The organism is Citrobacter sp. Cpo103, assembly GCF_030332605.1.
Taxonomy (GTDB): domain Bacteria; phylum Pseudomonadota; class Gammaproteobacteria; order Enterobacterales; family Enterobacteriaceae; genus Citrobacter; species Citrobacter portucalensis.
The window spans coordinates 93,528-110,296 of record NZ_JAOWHO010000023.1 but is presented as its reverse complement, the minus strand read 5'-3'; the positions used below and the strand labels follow the sequence as shown (position 1 = coordinate 110,296).

Here is a 16,769-nt window from a genome sequence, read left to right as displayed (position 1 = left end):
GACTTCGTTTTAAGCAGGACAAAAGTTGTTGAGATAATGTTGCGATTAACTTGCAACATTGATCGCTATCGCGTCTAATGTGACGGATTTCACATTTTCCCGAAGATAACCATGATCGTTCGTCCCCAACAACACTGGCTGCGCCTGATATTCGTCTGGCATGGTTCCGTATTATCTAAAATATTTTCACGACTACTGCTGAATTTCCTGCTCTCCATCGCCGTTATCATCATGTTGCCCTGGTATACGATGTTGGGTATCAAATTTACCCTGGCACCGTTCAGTATTCTGGGCGTGGCGATTGCTATCTTTTTAGGTTTTCGCAATAACGCCTGCTATTCACGTTATGTCGAAGCCCGACACCTGTGGGGGCAGTTGATGATTGCTTCCCGATCACTACTTCGCGAGGTGAAAACCACCTTACCGGATGACGCCGAACTGGGGCAGTTTGTTCGTCTGCAAATCGCATTTGCCCACTGTTTACGCATGACGTTACGTCGAAACCCACAGGCAGAGCCGTTGGCGAAATATCTCAGCGAGAAAGATCTGCAGACGGTATTTTCCGCACAATCGCCAGCAAACCGCATTTTGTTGCTGATGGGGGAGTGGTTGGCCGTGCGCAGACGTGATGGACAGCTGTCCGATATATTATTTCATAGTTTAAACAACAGATTAAATGATATGTCGGCAGTACTGGCAGGTTGTGAGCGAATTGCGAATACGCCAGTGCCGTTTGCTTATACTTTGATCCTTCATCGCACTGTTTATCTGTTTTGTATCATGCTGCCATTCGCGTTAGTGGTGGATCTTCACTACATGACGCCGTTTATTTCAGTGCTTATTTCCTATACTTTTATCTCGCTCGATGCGCTTGCGGAAGAGCTAGAAGATCCGTTTGGTACTGAGAACAATGACCTGCCGCTGGATGCGATTTGCAATGCAATCGAAATCGATTTACTGCAAATGAACGATGAAACCAATGTGCCAGCAAAACATATGCCGGATAAACATTACCAACTAACTTAGTTTCGTTCTGTTTCCCACCATGCTGGCCTCATATCAGAAAACGAATGAAACTCCGGCGCCAGATCTTCATCATTAGGATCGTCAAAAGCGCCGGCTAAAAGCGCAATGACCGGAGCGTCATCGATGGCGCCCACGGAACTCCCGCACTGAGGGCAAAAAGCCCGACTGGTGGTTTCAGATGAGCGCCAGGTTGTCGGTTTTCCGGCTTTTCCCGTCCATTCTACATTTTCTGCATCAAACTCAATCCAGACGACGGTCGGGGCACCAGTATGTTTCCGGCATATATCGCAGGAGCAGGTATGGGAATTATTAGGACTGCTGGCTGTGAAACGGATCGAGCCACACAGACACCCACCAATGTAGACTTTAGACATAACAACTCCCGTCAGAAACATGTGGCAAGACACTAGCAGATGCCTGACATAGCCACTAGATCCTTATGATAAAAAGGCGAGGGCGCGCATACTCGGTAGCCCAATCCTGTGATCTGTCTGATGATAAACGCTTAACTATTGCGTCTGGCTACAATAAACAACCGCGGAAATGCCAGCAAAATATTGCCGTTTTCCTGCAACGGATATTGTTCCTGGAGCAGTTCATGGTAGCGAGCCAGGTAATGACGTTGCTCGCTTTCGCTCAAATCCTGCAGCCAGGGGCGGAGTCCCGTTGAGCTTACCCAGTCGATAATCGCCTGATGCGAATCCATAATGTGATAATACGTTGTACGCCAGATATCCACATCACAACCCGCTTCGGTCAAAATATCATAGTAGGCGTGAACGCCAGGAAGCGGAGCACGCCCCCGGTCGGGGTAATCTTGTTCATAAGCCACTTCGCGCATCAGTACATGCGTGGGCTCCAGCCAGTTATCCGGCATTTGCACGGCCAGAACGCCGTTGTGACCGAGTTGTGAGACCAAATGTGGGAATAAGTCATAGTGATCGGGCACCCACTGTAACGACGCATTTGCATAAAGCAGATCTACGGGATGCTCGGGCTTAAACTGGCTAATATCCGCTTCGAGAAAATGGCAGTCAGGTAATGCGTTGCGCGCTTCATTCAGCATAGCAGGTGAAGAATCGACACCTGTTGTCTTTGCCGTGGGCCAGCGCTGATGCAGCAATGCCGTACTGTTTCCCGGACCACAACCAAGATCAACAACTGAGCGGACATTTTCTAACGCCACACGGCTGAGTAATTCTGCTGCGGGTCTTGAACGTTCAGTTGCATATTGCAGATAAAGCGAAGGGTTCCAGTCGGCCATTTATAAATCTCCAGTATGAGAGGAAAAGTCGGAAAAGGACGGTATAAGACCTTGCCGATGAGCCACTTATTTTAGAAGATTATATGAAAATGAATGATAAGGGCAGGAATATGCTGGAAACATCAAGGTTGATATTACGACAATGGGAGGCTAAAGACCGGGCCCCTTTTGCTGCACTCAATGCCGATTCTGACGTGATGCGCTTTTTCCCCGCACCGCTAGAGAAAGCTGAAAGCGATAACCTGGCCGATAGATTTAGTGAAGGTATTGCAGAACGCGGCTGGGGATTTTGGGCCGTAGAGCTAAAAGAAACACACCAGTTTGTGGGCTGTGTGGGGTTACATCCACAACCTGATAAATTTCATTTTTCACCCTGCACCGAAATAGGCTGGCGCCTTGCTAAAGCATACTGGCACCAGGGTCTGGCGTTAGAAGCCGCGCAAGCGAGTCTTGCATTTGCTTTTGACGTACTGGCGCTAAATGAAGTCGTTTCATTTACTTCTGTGCTGAATAAACCGTCAGAGGATCTGATGATACGAATTGGTATGAATAAAACAGAAGAGTTTACGCATCCCGCGTTGCCGCCAGATCATCGATTGGCACAACATGTTCTGTATCGTCTTTGCCGATAATTAATCAGTCTATTTTGCTCCTTTTCTCATATCAGAGAAAATAACTAAGCCAATTCCAGCCAAAATAATGACGCTTGCGAGAAGGATTCTGACGGTGAGCGTTTCGCCCAAAAATATGATCCCACCGAGAGTGGCCAGACAAGGTACGCTGAGTTGAATAGTACTGGCCGTTGTGGACCGGAGTAAGGGGAGCAATGAATACCAGAGCAGATATGCACCTCCCGATGTAATTGCACCAGAAAGCACGCCCAGAACTAGTCCATATATATCAATATGAAGATGAGAGCGGAAGAACAGAGGAATAATCAATGCGACCGGGATTGCCAGGATGAAATTCCCCCCGGTTGAGGCAGCAGCATCCGTGATTTTCTTCCCTGTGATACTGTAGAAAGCCCAGGCTAACCCAGCAATAACCATCATTATTGCGGCATAAAAGGAAGGACGCTCCACACCAGGAAATAGCAAAATCGCTATTCCAGCCAATGCCCCGAGTATTCCTGTTATTTTTAAAATTACGAGTTTCTCTCCCTGGGCTATTCCCCATACCGTCATGACGAGCTGAACGGTACCAAAGAGCAGCAGGGCACCAGCGCCGGTGCTAAGAGAAACATAGGCAATGGAGAATGAAAAAACATAGATGCAAAGGAGCAGGGCATTTAACCACTTGAACTCAAATTTTCTGCTGTCAGATGTTATCGCGATAAATAAAAAAAGGGCAATTGCGCCACTTATCAATCTGATGCTGCTGAATGAGATAGCATCAGCATGCATACCCTTCAATGCGAGTCGGCAACGCACTGAATTTCCAGCAAATGCGATCATTGCGATGATGATTCTGATGAGCAAGATAGCGTCCTTTAGTCAATACGAGGTTTAGCGCAATATGCAGGTGTTGCCTTCAAAAACAGGTGTGTTGATTAATATAGTTACCAACATCAACGACTGTGTTCGTGCTGGGCTCGACATTAAGAACGACAAAACGCATTTGCGGGCAGAACAGCTCTGCACTTTTCTTGCTGCACTCAGTTTGTAGCCATCGATGCTCACCCTGTTCGGTTACAACCGTGTTCACGTTTCCGTATTCGCTGCACACAAAACCTTTTTCAGTTGCTCTTTGCCTTGCTGCCTCCAGGCTCAGACCAATAACATTCAGCTCATCGACCTCTTTGGCGAGTGTGCTGTCGGAAACACGGGTTAATGTGCAGCTCGACAGCGTAGAGGTAAATAGTAGCAAGAGCGCGAAGCGTAGGATGGTTTTGCTTTTTTTGTTTCGCATTGTCCGATATGTACTCAATTTTATTATCGTATTTTTGAAAGTAAGTGAAGTCACCTGGTTCAGTATATAACGAACGATTACATACCATTGCTTAAAAATCACAGATGTGCGGCTTTATATTTTTAAATGAAAGCTACTAAAGACAGAATCTCATGACGTAATAATTGAGACTATGTACTTTTGGTCAGAGATATGCATTTCAAATTAGCGACGATGAAGATAAGAGCCTTCCCAGAGAAATGTCATCTTTCACATCAAATGAAGATCTCATTCTCACTAACATTGCGTAAGTGAAAGGCTGGTCTATGCTAAAAAAGCAATCAAATTTGCGTTGGCTTTTTGAATAATAACGATAATTCTCGCGTTTTCGGTGGCGAATATGAACAGGATTGTGATCGCTTTTTTAATGTGCTGATCTTTCACAGCCGCCGTTGGTGCGTCAGCTGAGTCTGATGGACTGGTATATTTCCTATGAATTGCAGGTGCGCCTGCTGCCGGATGTATCACTGGCAGATGCCCGTAATGAACTGCATAGCAATATTCAGGAGGCCGTTGGTTATGGCGGCGGCCTGTTCGGTCTGTTTCTGCATGGCAAGGGACGACAGGTTGATGGGCAGTTTATTCCCCCGGCCATGAGCGCGTTTGGCGGTGGCGGAACGTAAAACGGTACTGCATAACCAGCTGTAGTCGAGAGCCATCATCCAAAACTGTTAGCGCTGTTGAGGCAACTGCGCTTGAAAGAGTTTTGAGGCGTCATTATTGAGCAGCACAAGGATGACCATAAAACAGCAGATTCCGCCTTTATCTATGTTAGTGCGCATAATGTATATTATGTTAAATACAATTGCTGCGTACTCAGTTGAGACTCCATGTGGCCCACGTTTGGCCATTGACCTCCTCTGCTCATTACAATCATGAAAGCCTGAGGAACAGAGTTCGTTCCTGCAGTTGAGATGCTTTGAATCCGTGGTGAAGATAAAAACGTTTAGCTTCGTCTGTGAGCGCATGTACCATAACGGCACGCACGCCAATATTTTCTGCCACTTTGTAACACCGCAGTACCGCATCGTGAAGCAGATCGGCCCCTAACCCTTTTCCACGAACAGAAAGATCTACGGCCAATCTGGCAAGGATAATTACGGGGATTGGATCTGGCATGTTACGCCGAAGATTGCCTGTTGCTTCTGTGTGGTTGACGCTACCTGTGGCCAGTGAATAAAAGCCAGCGACTTGTCGCGTGTCTGTTTTGCAGACAACAAACGTCCTGGCTGCGCCGAGAGCCTGATTTTTTAGCCCTTTTTGCTTTAACCAATCATCGAGAACAATTTCTCCGCTGACAAATTCCGCTAATTGATGAATGTGAGTTAGTGGTTCCGGTGCGGTTACAAATCCCACTGTGGTTTCCTTGCCAGTAGCTTCCTGATAGCGGGATCTTCGGCAACCGGAGCATCAAGCATCTCGATAAACTCAGCGTATTGTTCATCATTAAAATTAAACACTCGGCGATCGAGAATGACGTTCTCTGCCGCCTGGCAGGCCATTTCCAGAATAAAGTCTGTACGCGATTTATGTAGAATCTCTGCGGCCGCATCAATAAGCGCGCGTTGGGATTCTTTAGCTCTAAGGTTGAGCTGGACATCTGATTTCATTATTAAGCCTCTTGTATAGCAATTGCTTTACAAGCATATCATAAGGCTTATGTATAGCAACTGCTATACAGCATCGTTCAACTCAATACTCTGATAAGCAACAATAAAAAACCCGCCAGTGCTGGCGGGTTATGGCATGGTTTGTCTCTACAGTTAAGGCGTTACCATGTTAAACCAGAAATCAAAGCTATCTAAATACCCGAGGAACTCATCAAGCTTGGCATGATTGCCGGAAATTTGTACATCACCCTTCTCTTCTGCCTGTTTCAGCGATTCTTCCTTGAGAATGATTTTGTTCAACGTTGCACGGTTAAGCGTAATGGAGGCGTCAGCATTACTGGCCTGTGCATCAGCGCTATGGTTAAGAACACCGTTTTCCAGTTCCAGTTTGTATTTACCGCCGTCAGCACCTAAATCGATGTTGAAGACTGCCTGCGCATTTGCCGCTTTTTCTCCGTTAATATGTACCGCGAGATAATCAAAGAACATCTCCGGCGACATGGCCTTAACGGTATCCGGGCTGGCGGTATTTGGCGTCGCGCCTTTTACCACACCGTTGCGTAATTCTTGTGCACCTGTCAGATAAAAATTACGCCATGGACCGGACTCAGCCTGGTAACCCATTTGTTCAAGGGCATCGGCTTCCAGATTACGGGCTTCTTTATTGCTCGGATCAGCAAAGACGATATTGTTAGTGACTTGCGCCACCCAACGGTAATTGCCTTGGGCGTAATCCGTTTTCGCTTTTTGCATGATTGCATCAGCGCCGCCCATGTAATCGACATATTTCTTCGCGGCATCAACGGGCGGTAATTCATTCAGTGTTGCCGGATTACCGTTGAACCAGCCGAGGTAAAAGACATACGTTGCTTTCACATCATGGCTTACAGAACCATAGTATCCACGGCTGGCCCATGATTTTTCCAGACCAGACGGCAGTTTGAAGTTAGCGGCGATTTCGTCACGGGTCAGCCCCTGGTTAGCCATACGCAGCGTCTGATCGTTGATGTAACGGTACATATCACGCTGACTTTTCATTAACTTCACCACATTTTCATTACCCCAGGTCGGCCAGTGATGCTGAGCAATAATAATGTTTGCCTTTCCACCCCAGCGGCCAATAACGTCATTGATATATTTTGACCATGCCAGCGGATCGCGGATCTTCGCGCCACGTAATGAATAAGTGTTATGTAGCGTATGGGTGACATCCTCTGCAGCTTCGATCATTCCCTTCTCTTCTACATACCACAGCATTTCAGAAGGTGCTTCCGATCCCGGTGCCATCATGAAGTCATAGGTTAGACCGTCGATAACTTCTTTCTGCCCGGTGTGGGTAATATAGTTAGTGGGTTCAATCAGCGTCACCGTACCGGCGGAGGTTGTCGTCCCCAGACCCGCACCGACCTGACCTTTTGCATCCGGTTTCAACAGATTGCCATACATGTAACTAGCTCGGCGACTCATGGCGTTACCTGCCATAATATTTTCAGATACAGCTTCCTTCATAAAACCAGCCGGTGCATATACCTTCACTTTACCGGATTTCACATCCGCTTCATCAATCACGCCGCGGACACCACCGTAGTGGTCAACATGGCTGTGCGTATAAATGACGGCAACAACGGGTCTTTTACCGCGATTCTTATAATAAAGGTCCATTCCCACTTTCGCGGTTTCTGCAGATACCAGCGGATCAATGACCGTAATACCCTCTTTCCCTTCCATAATTGTCATATTCGAGAGATCAAGATTACGGATTTGATACACGCCATCAGTGACCTGGAACAAACCGCCAATATTGATCAACTGCGACTGACGCCACAGGCTTGGATTAACCGTGTCGGGGGCTTTTTCGCCCTCTTTGATAAAGGCATATTGCTGAGGGTCCCAGACAACATTTCCCTGCTTCCCTTTAATCAATTCACTGGGAAGCGGAGCAATAAAACCTTTATGTGCGTTCATAAAATCGGTTTTATCAGTGAATGGCAATTGACCATATAATGCGTCATTCGCACTTTTGGTCTGAGCAGTCGCATCTTTTGCTCCTTCCTGTGCCAATACAGGTAGTGATATTAATGATGTTGAACACACGCCAGCTAAAGTCAGATAACTTACTAGTTTATTAAGTTTCATAAATCCTCGCTAATAATATATTATCCAGAAGAAAGAAATCCTGCAGTTCTGATTGTTGAGAAGCTTCCGTAATACTGTACTTATCAGGTTTCTATGATCTAATGCCTCGTAGGCTAACATGGTCTTATGAAACAATGTAATGCAATGGCATTTAATTTTAAATTTCCTTTTGTTTTTATTTAAACAAAATAGCTGTAGACACCTGACTGTATAAAAAGATAATAGCTGGCATCCATTGTCTTTAGAACACTATATATGCGCACTCTCTATCTACTTCTCATCGTTGGGATACTTTCTGGCTGTAATACTTCTCCCCCAGAGAAAGTTGTTAAAATCAATAAAATGGTGATCCCTGTTGTTCAGGCACAACCCGAGTCAAAATCAAGTAGTGACTCGGCATCCCTGTCCTTATATCAGGATAATAAACAGCAAATTGAAAACGTCGCGAGTTCATTAAAAAATGAATATCTTCATGAGGTTAAGCCAAGAGAGATGTTTGACGTTCATAGCCAGGCATACCAGGTTTATGCTTCTTTAACCAAGCTCGAACAAATGCAGCAAATGAACAATTTTTATTATAAGGAGCATAATCAAACAGGACTGTTAAGCATTAATCAGTCCGTGAACTCTCTTATTGAATAACAAGAAATCCTCCTCAGAAAATGATGAGGAGGATTTCTTACGATTGATATATGGCATACCACAACAATAGAATATTAAATTTAGATAATCGATTTGTAACTTGTTTGTGGGTTTATTTAAAATCGCTCAGGCAATTTATTGATGGAAGTAAGATACCCTCCGCGTTCAAAATCAATATACCCTCCTTTTTTTAACGCAGACACAACATTTAAAACACTGCTGCGCGATAAGTGGGTCCGATCCTGAATATAATCTAAAATAGAGACTCGCGTGCGCGTCTCTTCCGGCAACAAAATCATCTCTTCGAGGTGGTTACGTATCACTGAATAAGTACGCTGCTGTACGACTAAATCATCACGATAAAAGAGATAGCCCGTATGATATGAAAGCACTGCCGCCGCATCTTCCCACAAGCCTTGTTGATGAAAGAGTTCTCGTGCTTTATCGGCATCGACGCGTAATAATGTTGACTCAGCTTCAGCGCGCAATAAATGGCCGTGTACCGGTTGGATCATTTCGGCAATACCGAACAAATGGGGTTCATAGACGGTCACGATTAACAGACCATCAGAAGAACGTAAAATAGACAGCTCCCCTTGCAAAAAAAGGTAGAGTTGAGGCTTATTCTTGTATTTCCACATGATACGCCGCCGCGGCACAACCTTCATCTTTTCTGCAATCGGTTCAAGTGCTTGCATTAAGCGTTGTATGCTTTGTTCTGGGCGTACCGGAGGTGAAATTTGCATAATCAAACCTGTATTATTTAGATTGAAAACAATATACTTTTACCTATATTCCATGAAGGTAGTACAGATTCATATTAAAACCATAAATTGCTCAATAATAAAAGTAGAAATTTATTTTTATTTAAACCAGCGTGTGTGATAAGACCACCAGCAGACGGTTACCAGACACTGTCGGATAGATAATCCGCCATGGTGACTATTAACAATGCGTGAGATAGTTAATCGGGAATAACGGCGCTAGAATTGATAGCTGTAGTTGACACTGGCAAACCATAACCACGGGTTCTTATATTGGCCTGCAAAGATATCAGATTTGACGTTTGACGACTGCATGTGCAAATACTCAACGGCAACGCCAATATTGCTGGCTGGCGTAATCTGGTACTGTGCACCGGTGGCAAGTCGCCATTCATCGCCGGTTGGCATCGAAAGCGCTACATCACTTTGCGATTTGTACGGTGAACTGTCATAGGCAATACCGGCATTAATGCGCCACTGCTCATCGGGATGATATTGCACGCCCAGCGCTGTATGCCATGTATCTTTCAGACGATTATCACGATCGCTTTGCTGACCATTTATTGTAATCTGCGGGCTGCCAAACTGGCTCCAGTCCTGCCAGCCAAGATCGCCCATCACTGACCATTGACTGTTGATATCGTGAACCAGACTAAACATCACCTGCTGCGGAGCACGGACCTGTGTGGAGATCGGCAGATCATATCCAATATTAGGTATATTGGGAAAACGCGCTGTCCCGTCAATATTGAAATGATAATCAGTCTTACTGGTCCAGGTTACACCCGCCCGCGTTTTGTCGGTTAAATCCATTAATAAGCCAAGGTGGTAATTCATCGCCCAGTCATGATCGCTTTGTTTCTCATCGTGGCCATCGACATCTCTGCTTAGCGACAGAAAACCATAGTTTAGCCCTGCAGCTGCGCCAACCGACACCTTATCACTTAGTTTCCATGCAACGGCGGGACTCAGCGTCATCGCAACCATGGTACTTTGTTTAATTAACCGATCCCCTGCCCAGTTGCCGAAGTCGATGCCTAACCCATAGTTGCCGTACAAACCCAAACCGGCAGAAACGGTATCACTTAACCGTTGCGTATAAAACATGCTGGCATTGGGGAAAAGCGTCATTACATTACCGGGGCTTTGCCTTCCATCTGTCGTATTGTTCAGCGTATAGGGAATATCTCCGCCCATCGCCTGTAATCCTCCGCTGACCATATGGTCAGGTAAACGGGTCATCCCCGCAGGGTTCGTTAACAGCGTAGAGGCATCCTGAGCACGAGCGGCCTGCCCTGCACCAGCCAGTGCGGTATCCTCCGTTCCGACTTCATAGAAGTAGAGCGCACTGGCGTGACCGACTGACGAAAAAATCATCCCGGAGAGAAAAATTATATTTTTTTTCATTGCATTACCTGTTTGGAGGGGGCGTTCGTTACTAAACGTAGGGTCAGCTATCACACTGTATTGATTTATGCTAATAGCATAATCAGGCATCAGGAATGATGTCGTGTTAAATTTCATCCAATATTAAATTTTATAATTCAACACAATGACATCTTAAAAGTCGACTTAATGAGAATTCTTCTTAAGAAGAGATTTGACATAAATTCTAATGTAAAGAAATGAAAATTTAATCTTTTCATAATAAAGTATGAGTGAAGTCGCCAACGGAAAAACCATAGTTATGATCATCACATAACTGTAATATGCGTTTTAAAAAGTAAAACCTTTACAGCCTTGAGGAGACCTTGTCTTCTCAAAACTGCGTGTCTCGAATATACCTTTAATTTCAATGGGGCACGAAGACCATCAACCGCTCAAACCTAATATATAAGTGAGGTGCATATCTTACTGTGCTAACTAAATTTCAGGAGAATAATGCTAATCAAGTCGTAGATACTTCATTTTTTTAAATATGGAGTTTTAATCATGTAATAACAATCAGGTATCTTATACGACTCATTCTTCTGTCAGTTTTTGTAAGTGGAAGAAAAGAGTGATGATAGCTAATACAGGTAAAGATAGGGGTAATGACTTATGGCCTCACAATATGACTTTACTGTCACTCTGCACGATCTTGCTTTTATTCTTAAGCAGATCAAAATATCCGAAGCGGCAACTAACCCGGATGGTAGCGTTAATGCTGAATTGCTTAGAGAATTAGTTTCCAGTCCGCTATTGCCTTATGGACTTCGCACGGTAGATGGTTCATGGAATAATCTTCTACCAGGCCAGGAGTTATATGGCTCTGCCGACCAGACAATGCCGAGATTAACCGCGTTAAACTGGCAAGATGCGGACCAAATGACCAGTTATATCCAAATTGGTGGCACCGTTATTGATGCCGACCCACGTATTATTAGTAACTTAATTTCCGATCAAACGGCATCTAACCCAGCCGCACTGGAGGTATTTAACGCGTTAAAAGATGCTCCCGGCGGGGGGACTATTACAGGAGACGGAGAAACGTTATCCATTCCTAACCAGTCTCCCGATATCGGTCTCTCCCCTGCTTTTAACGGCTGGATGACCTTCTTTGGCCAGTTTTTTGACCACGGTCTGGATTTGATTCCCAAAGGCGGCAACGGTATCGTTTTCATTCCGCTACAGCCGGATGACCCTTTATATGTGGAAGGGTCGTCGACAAACTTTATGCTATTAACCCGGGCAACGGTGGATGAAAACCGAGAGACAGTAAACCTGACGACCCCCTTCATCGACCAAAACCAAACCTACACCTCCCATCCTTCACATCAGATTTTCATCCGCGAATACGTCATTATTGATGGGAAACCTGAGCCTACCGGGAATTTATTAGGCGGTGCGAACGGTGGACTGGCGACCTGGGCCGACGTTAAAAACCAGGCTGAAACTCTGCTAGGCATTAAACTCACCGATCAGGATGTGTTTAATGTTCCCCTGCTGGCAACGGACCGCTACGGTAATTTGATTTTAAGTGAAAATGGAAAGGTACAGATTGTTACCACCGGGGGACTGGTTGAAGCAAACGGCGGTCTGTTGCCTGAGGGAACATTCCGCACCGGCCATGCGTTTCTTGATGATATTGCGCATACTGCCGCGCCCAAAGTGGGTCTGCTGGCAGATGATGACACTGCGATTGGGGGCGAAGGAGCGCAACCGGCAGGAACCTATGATAACGAACTGCTCGATCGTCACTTTATTACCGGTGACGGGCGTGGGAACGAAAATATAGGTTTAACCGCGGTGCACGCCGTTTTTCACAGCGAGCATAACCGTCTGGTTGAGCAATATAAAACAACACTGCTGGAAACCGGTGATATCGACCTCATTAATCAGTGGTTGATGCCCAATCATCAAATCACGGAATTACCTGCCGATACCAGTACGCTGGTATGGAACGGTGAGTACTTATTCCAGGCAGGCCGCTTCTCCACGGAAATGCAATATCAGCACCTCGTATTCGAGGAGTTTGCCCGTACCGTTCAACCCGCCGTCGATCCGTTTGTTTTCTCCAACACGGCGGATATAAACCCGATGATCTTTGCCGAGTTTGCGCATGTGGTTTACCGTTTCGGGCATTCAATGCTGACAGAAACCGTGGCGCGCACCGACATTGATATGCAAAGCGGTGATATTGACCTGATTTCAGCATTCCTGAATCCGGTAGCATTTAATCAAATCAACGGGGCCACCGTCACGGACGATCAGGCTATTGGCGCAATTGTGCGTGGTATGACGCGTCAGGTGGGTAACGAAATTGATGAATTTATTACCGATGCGCTGCGTAATAATCTCATCGGCCTGCCCCTCGATTTAGGCGCGCTTAATATAGCCCGTGGCCGTGACACCGCAATGCCGACGCTGAACCAGGCCCGCGAGCAGTTTTTTGCATTAAGCGGTGATAGTCAACTGAAGCCTTATACCAGTTGGGCTGACTTCACTACCTACCTGAAAAATCCCGCTTCAATCATTAACTTTATGGCCGCCTATGGTCAGCATGAGCTGATCCTCAATGCCACCAGCCTTGAAGGTAAGCGTGCAGCGGTAAACTTCCTGTTGTTTGGTGATGCTAACAATGCCCCGCCTGCGGATGCGATGGATTTCTTTAACAGTACCGGAGCGTGGGCAACCAAAGAGACCGGCCTGAATATGGTCGATTTCTGGATTGGCGGGCTGGCAGAGCGCAAAAATGAATTTGGCGGCATGCTCGGCTCAACCTTCAACTTCGTCTTTGAAACACAAATGGAAATGCTTCAGGACGGCGATCGTTTCTACTATCTGAGCCGCGTTCAGGGACTGAACTTACTCAATGAACTGGAGGCCAACTCGTTTTCCGCGCTGGTAATGCGTAACAGCGATCTTGGTGATGAGGGATCCTCCCACCTGCCCGCTAATCTGTTCCAGACACCGGACCATATTTTTGAAGTGAACCGCGTGCTGCAAACGGAAATCGACCCGAAATGGGGTAATCCGCTGAAGGATCTGCTCTCGCCGTTGTTGGTGCGTCGCGACCCAGGAGTGGATGTTGACGGCGATAGTTTTGCCGATGGCGGGTATCTGAAATATACCGGCGATGGGCATGTGGTGCTTGGAGGGACGGCAGGCAATGATACGTTAATCGGCGGTAAAGGGATCGACAGTCTGTGGGGTGATGGCGGAGATGACCGACTGGACGGCGGCGACGAAGCAGACGTGGTCCATGGTGGTGACGGTGATGACATTATTACCGATACCGGTACGCCTGTTGGTGATGCGGACTTCCTGCACGGTGATGCCGGACATGACGTTATCTTCTCCGGTAACGGAAACGATCTGGTCTTTGGTGGCAGCGGTAGTGACTTCGTGGTGGTCGGCGAAGATGCACAGGAGGTCTTCTCGGGCCAGGATAACGACTTTGCACTTGGCGGCTCGGGTGGTGATTTCCTGATGGGCAACGAAGGTGATGACTGGCTGGAAGGCGGCGACGGGTTTGACACGCTGGCGGGTGACAACTCTGAGTTGTTCTTCAACAGTACCATTATCGGTCACGATGTCCTCAACGGTCAGGGTAACGACACCGACTACGATGGCGAAGCCGGTGACGACATCATGATTCAGGGCGCGGGGATCCAGCGCAATAATGGCATGGCCGGTTTCGACTGGGCTATCCATAAAGGCGACCCAAATGGCGCTAACTCTGACCTTGGGATCCCTATTTTCGTCAACCAGCAGGAGTTTATTCTACGCGACCGTTTTGATCTTGTTGAAGGGCTGTCAGGCTGGAAATACGACGATATCCTGACCGGGACAGAACAGCCGATAGGTACTGCGCCTGTTCAGGGCGTTCCCCTCTCTAACAACCTGACCCAGGAAGGTGCGGACAGGATCACCGGTTTACAGGCTATTCTCGGCGTAGAGCGTTCTACAAATCCGAACGCGGTACTACTGAACCCTGATGATGGTAGCGATATTTTACTCGGCGGTGGCGGTAGCGACCGCATTATGGGTAAAGCCGGTAACGATATCATTGATGGTGATGCATGGCTCAACGTGCGTATTGCCGTTACAGGTATGGCGGGACTCACCAGCGCCGAAGGTATGGCCGAACTGAAATCGTACATGCTGGCCGGCACGCTGAAACCGAATCAGCTGTCGATTGTGCGAGAAATCCTGCATGAAGGTAACGGCACGGAAACTGACGTCGCGGTGTACCGTGATGTCAGCAGCAACTATGTCTTTACCCGTATGGCGGACGGTAGCCTGCGCGTCGATCACGCCACGCCGGATGCCGCGCTGAACCTGAATGATGGCATCGATCGTCTGTTGAACATCGAAAAACTGGAGTTTGGCGATGGGAAGCAGCTGTGGGTGACGGCGCAGCAAGCGACGGGCGATCTGACCATCAGCAATCCTAACCCTTCGGTGGGCGACCTGCTGCGCGTCAACGTGGCGAACTTGCTGGATGGTAACGGCCTGGCGGCGGATGTGGCCATCACCATGACCTGGCAGGCATTCGTCAACGGCCAATGGCGAGATCAGGCAACCGGTGTTGAGTTCAGAGTGCCTGGCACTATTCAGGGTGCTCCGCTGCGTGTGGTAGCCAGTTTTAACGACCGCATGGGTGACGCTGAAACCCTGGTGTCGGCACAAACTCAGGCGATCCTACCGCGAAATCAGGCCACGACCGGTGTGCCGGTAATTAACGACCTCACCCCAACTGAAAGCCTGACGCTGACCGCGGTGGTTTCAGGCATTGCTGACGCCGATGGTCTGAGCGGCGGTAATTTCACTTATCAATGGAGAATGAGTTCGCCAACCGGATTCGTCAACATTAACGGTGCGACTTCCGCCACCTATACGCCGGGTCAGGCTATGGTTGGCAGAACGTTGCAGGTGGTCGTTACCGTCGTCGACGATGAAGGCAACCCCCCTGTTGTCCTGACGTCGACCACCACCCAGCCCGTGGGCGATCTGATTGTGGGTACCAACGGGGCTAACACCCTCGTCGGCACTGCCTGGAGCGATATCCTACGCGGTGAAGGCGGTAATGACACCTTACTCGGCGGTGCAGGTGACGATCTGCTCATCGGCGGTGCGGGAAACGACAACCTCTCTGGTCAGGCGGGGCAAGATATTCTGCAAGGTGATGCTGGTAATGACACGCTTGATGGCGGGCTTGGTGCCGACAGTATGACCGGCGGCACGGGCGATGATACCTACATCGTTGATGATTTCGGTGATGTAGTTATCGAAGGTGTGAATGGGGGCACGGACGTTGTCCGAACCAACATTAGCAGCTACGACCTCACCGATAACGTGGAAGAACTGGTATTTACCGGCAGCGGCAGTTTTATCGGTACCGGTAATGCCATTGCGAACACCATTACGGGAGGGACCGGTAACGACTATCTGTTCGGTATGGGCGGTAACGACCAGTTGTTTGGTGGTATCGGGAATGACTTCCTCGATGGCGGAGATGGCGCTGATAACCTGCAAGGCGGGGTTGGTAACGACGTCATGATTGGCGGTGCGGGCGCGGATACCCTCTCCGGCGGTAGCGGGGACGATATTCTCAATGGTCAGGAAGGTAACGACATTCTGGACGGTGGTGCCGGGAGCGATATCTTCGCCTTTGGTGCCAACTTTGGGCAGGACCGAATTACCGGTTTTGACAGTAACCCCAACGGCGGGCAGGACTTCCTTGATCTCGTCTTGTTAGGTATCAACGCGGGTAATTTTGCCAGCAGCGTGTCTATCACCGGAAACAATGGCAACACCATTGTGACTATCGGTACAGATACCATCACATTGGTGGGCGTCAATTCGAACACCGTGAATATTGGTGACTTTTATCTGGAAATGCCCACTACCCTTGCCAGTAACAATGGCAATAGTTCATTGATCGTATAAGGAGAT

14 protein-coding genes are annotated in these 16,769 nt (G+C 47.6%); 5 read left to right on the top strand and 9 right to left on the bottom strand.

Annotated features, from left to right (window positions below; all coding sequences use genetic code 11):
* Positions 1–111: 111 nt before the first annotated feature.
* Entirely contained in the window at positions 112–1,026 is a 915-nt protein-coding gene (locus tag OGX89_RS06080; protein ID WP_063941590.1) for a bestrophin family protein, read from the top strand.
* On the opposite strand, the gene OGX89_RS06075 is transcribed toward OGX89_RS06080, so the two are convergent.
* Both OGX89_RS06075 and tam read right to left on the bottom strand, forming a co-directional pair.
* Positions 1,023–1,400 (bottom strand): GFA family protein, encoded by a 378-nt coding sequence (locus OGX89_RS06075; protein WP_003832953.1) that lies wholly within the window; start codon positions 1,398–1,400, stop codon positions 1,023–1,025. The genes OGX89_RS06080 and OGX89_RS06075 overlap by 4 nt on opposite strands.
* Before the next feature lie 131 nt (positions 1,401–1,531).
* A complete protein-coding gene (tam, locus tag OGX89_RS06070) occupies positions 1,532–2,290 on the bottom strand; it encodes a trans-aconitate 2-methyltransferase (protein ID WP_003832955.1) in 759 nt (252 codons plus the stop codon).
* Between the two features lie 110 nt (positions 2,291–2,400).
* Between tam and OGX89_RS06065 the strand changes: the two genes are divergently transcribed.
* Positions 2,401–2,922, top strand: a complete 522-nt coding sequence (locus OGX89_RS06065) for a GNAT family N-acetyltransferase (RefSeq protein ID WP_003832958.1) — start codon at positions 2,401–2,403, stop codon at positions 2,920–2,922.
* 9 nt (positions 2,923–2,931) lie between these two features.
* Here OGX89_RS06065 and OGX89_RS06060 read toward each other — a convergent pair whose 3' ends face one another.
* Both OGX89_RS06060 and OGX89_RS06055 read right to left on the bottom strand, forming a co-directional pair.
* Positions 2,932–3,768 (bottom strand): DMT family transporter, encoded by an 837-nt coding sequence (locus OGX89_RS06060; protein WP_286560080.1) that lies wholly within the window; start codon positions 3,766–3,768, stop codon positions 2,932–2,934.
* A gap of 52 nt (positions 3,769–3,820) precedes the next feature.
* Positions 3,821–4,198 carry a hypothetical protein gene (locus OGX89_RS06055; RefSeq protein ID WP_003832962.1) on the bottom strand — a complete coding sequence of 126 codons (378 nt, stop codon included), beginning with the start codon at positions 4,196–4,198 and terminating at the stop codon, positions 3,821–3,823.
* 434 nt (positions 4,199–4,632) lie between these two features.
* Between OGX89_RS06055 and OGX89_RS23850 the strand changes: the two genes are divergently transcribed.
* On the top strand, positions 4,633–4,860 hold the full coding sequence (locus OGX89_RS23850; RefSeq protein ID WP_003832964.1) for a hypothetical protein: 228 nt from the start codon (positions 4,633–4,635) through the stop codon (positions 4,858–4,860).
* A 250-nt stretch (positions 4,861–5,110) separates the two neighbouring features.
* Here the strand turns inward: OGX89_RS23850 and OGX89_RS06045 are convergent, their stop codons facing one another.
* The 3 genes from OGX89_RS06045 to OGX89_RS06035 form a co-directional block, all read right to left on the bottom strand.
* Positions 5,111–5,593 carry a GNAT family N-acetyltransferase gene (locus OGX89_RS06045; protein ID WP_063941970.1) on the bottom strand — a complete coding sequence of 161 codons (483 nt, stop codon included), beginning with the start codon at positions 5,591–5,593 and terminating at the stop codon, positions 5,111–5,113.
* Positions 5,581–5,847: a type II toxin-antitoxin system TacA family antitoxin gene (locus OGX89_RS06040; protein ID WP_008784769.1), complete on the bottom strand. Its 267-nt coding sequence runs from the start codon at positions 5,845–5,847 to the stop codon at positions 5,581–5,583. The genes OGX89_RS06045 and OGX89_RS06040 overlap by 13 nt, the downstream gene beginning before the upstream one ends.
* Before the next feature lie 153 nt (positions 5,848–6,000).
* On the bottom strand, positions 6,001–7,983 hold the full coding sequence (locus OGX89_RS06035; RefSeq protein WP_003832969.1) for an alkyl/aryl-sulfatase: 1,983 nt from the start codon (positions 7,981–7,983) through the stop codon (positions 6,001–6,003).
* Between the two features lie 255 nt (positions 7,984–8,238).
* Between OGX89_RS06035 and OGX89_RS06030 the strand changes: the two genes are divergently transcribed.
* Positions 8,239–8,625, top strand: coding sequence for a KPN_03583 family lipoprotein (locus OGX89_RS06030; protein WP_063941972.1), 387 nt, complete (start codon positions 8,239–8,241; stop codon positions 8,623–8,625).
* 116 nt (positions 8,626–8,741) lie between these two features.
* On the opposite strand, the gene OGX89_RS06025 is transcribed toward OGX89_RS06030, so the two are convergent.
* Both OGX89_RS06025 and OGX89_RS06020 read right to left on the bottom strand, forming a co-directional pair.
* Positions 8,742–9,371: a winged helix-turn-helix transcriptional regulator gene (locus tag OGX89_RS06025; RefSeq protein WP_003832974.1), complete on the bottom strand. Its 630-nt coding sequence runs from the start codon at positions 9,369–9,371 to the stop codon at positions 8,742–8,744.
* 237 nt (positions 9,372–9,608) lie between these two features.
* Entirely contained in the window at positions 9,609–10,796 is a 1,188-nt protein-coding gene (locus OGX89_RS06020) for an OmpP1/FadL family transporter (RefSeq protein ID WP_063941973.1), read from the bottom strand.
* A 633-nt stretch (positions 10,797–11,429) separates the two neighbouring features.
* Here OGX89_RS06020 and OGX89_RS06015 point away from each other — a divergent pair.
* Positions 11,430–16,763 carry a peroxidase family protein gene (locus OGX89_RS06015; RefSeq protein WP_126957175.1) on the top strand — a complete coding sequence of 1,778 codons (5,334 nt, stop codon included), beginning with the start codon at positions 11,430–11,432 and terminating at the stop codon, positions 16,761–16,763.
* The last annotated feature ends 6 nt before the right edge of the window (positions 16,764–16,769 follow it).

Excerpts from the sequence above, each read along its gene's own strand:
- OGX89_RS06020 (WP_063941973.1), bottom strand. The coding sequence starts at position 10,796 with ATGAAAAAAAATATAATTTTTCTCTCCGGGATGATTTTTTCGTCAGTC.
- OGX89_RS06075 (WP_003832953.1), bottom strand. The coding sequence starts at position 1,400 with ATGTCTAAAGTCTACATTGGTGGGTGTCTGTGTGGCTCGATCCGTTTC.
- OGX89_RS06080 (WP_063941590.1), top strand. The coding sequence starts at position 112 with ATGATCGTTCGTCCCCAACAACACTGGCTGCGCCTGATATTCGTCTGG.
- OGX89_RS06055 (WP_003832962.1), bottom strand. The coding sequence starts at position 4,198 with ATGCGAAACAAAAAAAGCAAAACCATCCTACGCTTCGCGCTCTTGCTA.
- OGX89_RS06015 (WP_126957175.1), top strand. The coding sequence starts at position 11,430 with ATGGCCTCACAATATGACTTTACTGTCACTCTGCACGATCTTGCTTTT.
- tam (WP_003832955.1), bottom strand. The coding sequence starts at position 2,290 with ATGGCCGACTGGAACCCTTCGCTTTATCTGCAATATGCAACTGAACGT.
- OGX89_RS06035 (WP_003832969.1), bottom strand. The coding sequence starts at position 7,983 with ATGAAACTTAATAAACTAGTAAGTTATCTGACTTTAGCTGGCGTGTGT.
- OGX89_RS06065 (WP_003832958.1), top strand. The coding sequence starts at position 2,401 with ATGCTGGAAACATCAAGGTTGATATTACGACAATGGGAGGCTAAAGAC.
- OGX89_RS06030 (WP_063941972.1), top strand. The coding sequence starts at position 8,239 with ATGCGCACTCTCTATCTACTTCTCATCGTTGGGATACTTTCTGGCTGT.
- OGX89_RS06040 (WP_008784769.1), bottom strand. The coding sequence starts at position 5,847 with ATGAAATCAGATGTCCAGCTCAACCTTAGAGCTAAAGAATCCCAACGC.
- OGX89_RS06025 (WP_003832974.1), bottom strand. The coding sequence starts at position 9,371 with ATGCAAATTTCACCTCCGGTACGCCCAGAACAAAGCATACAACGCTTA.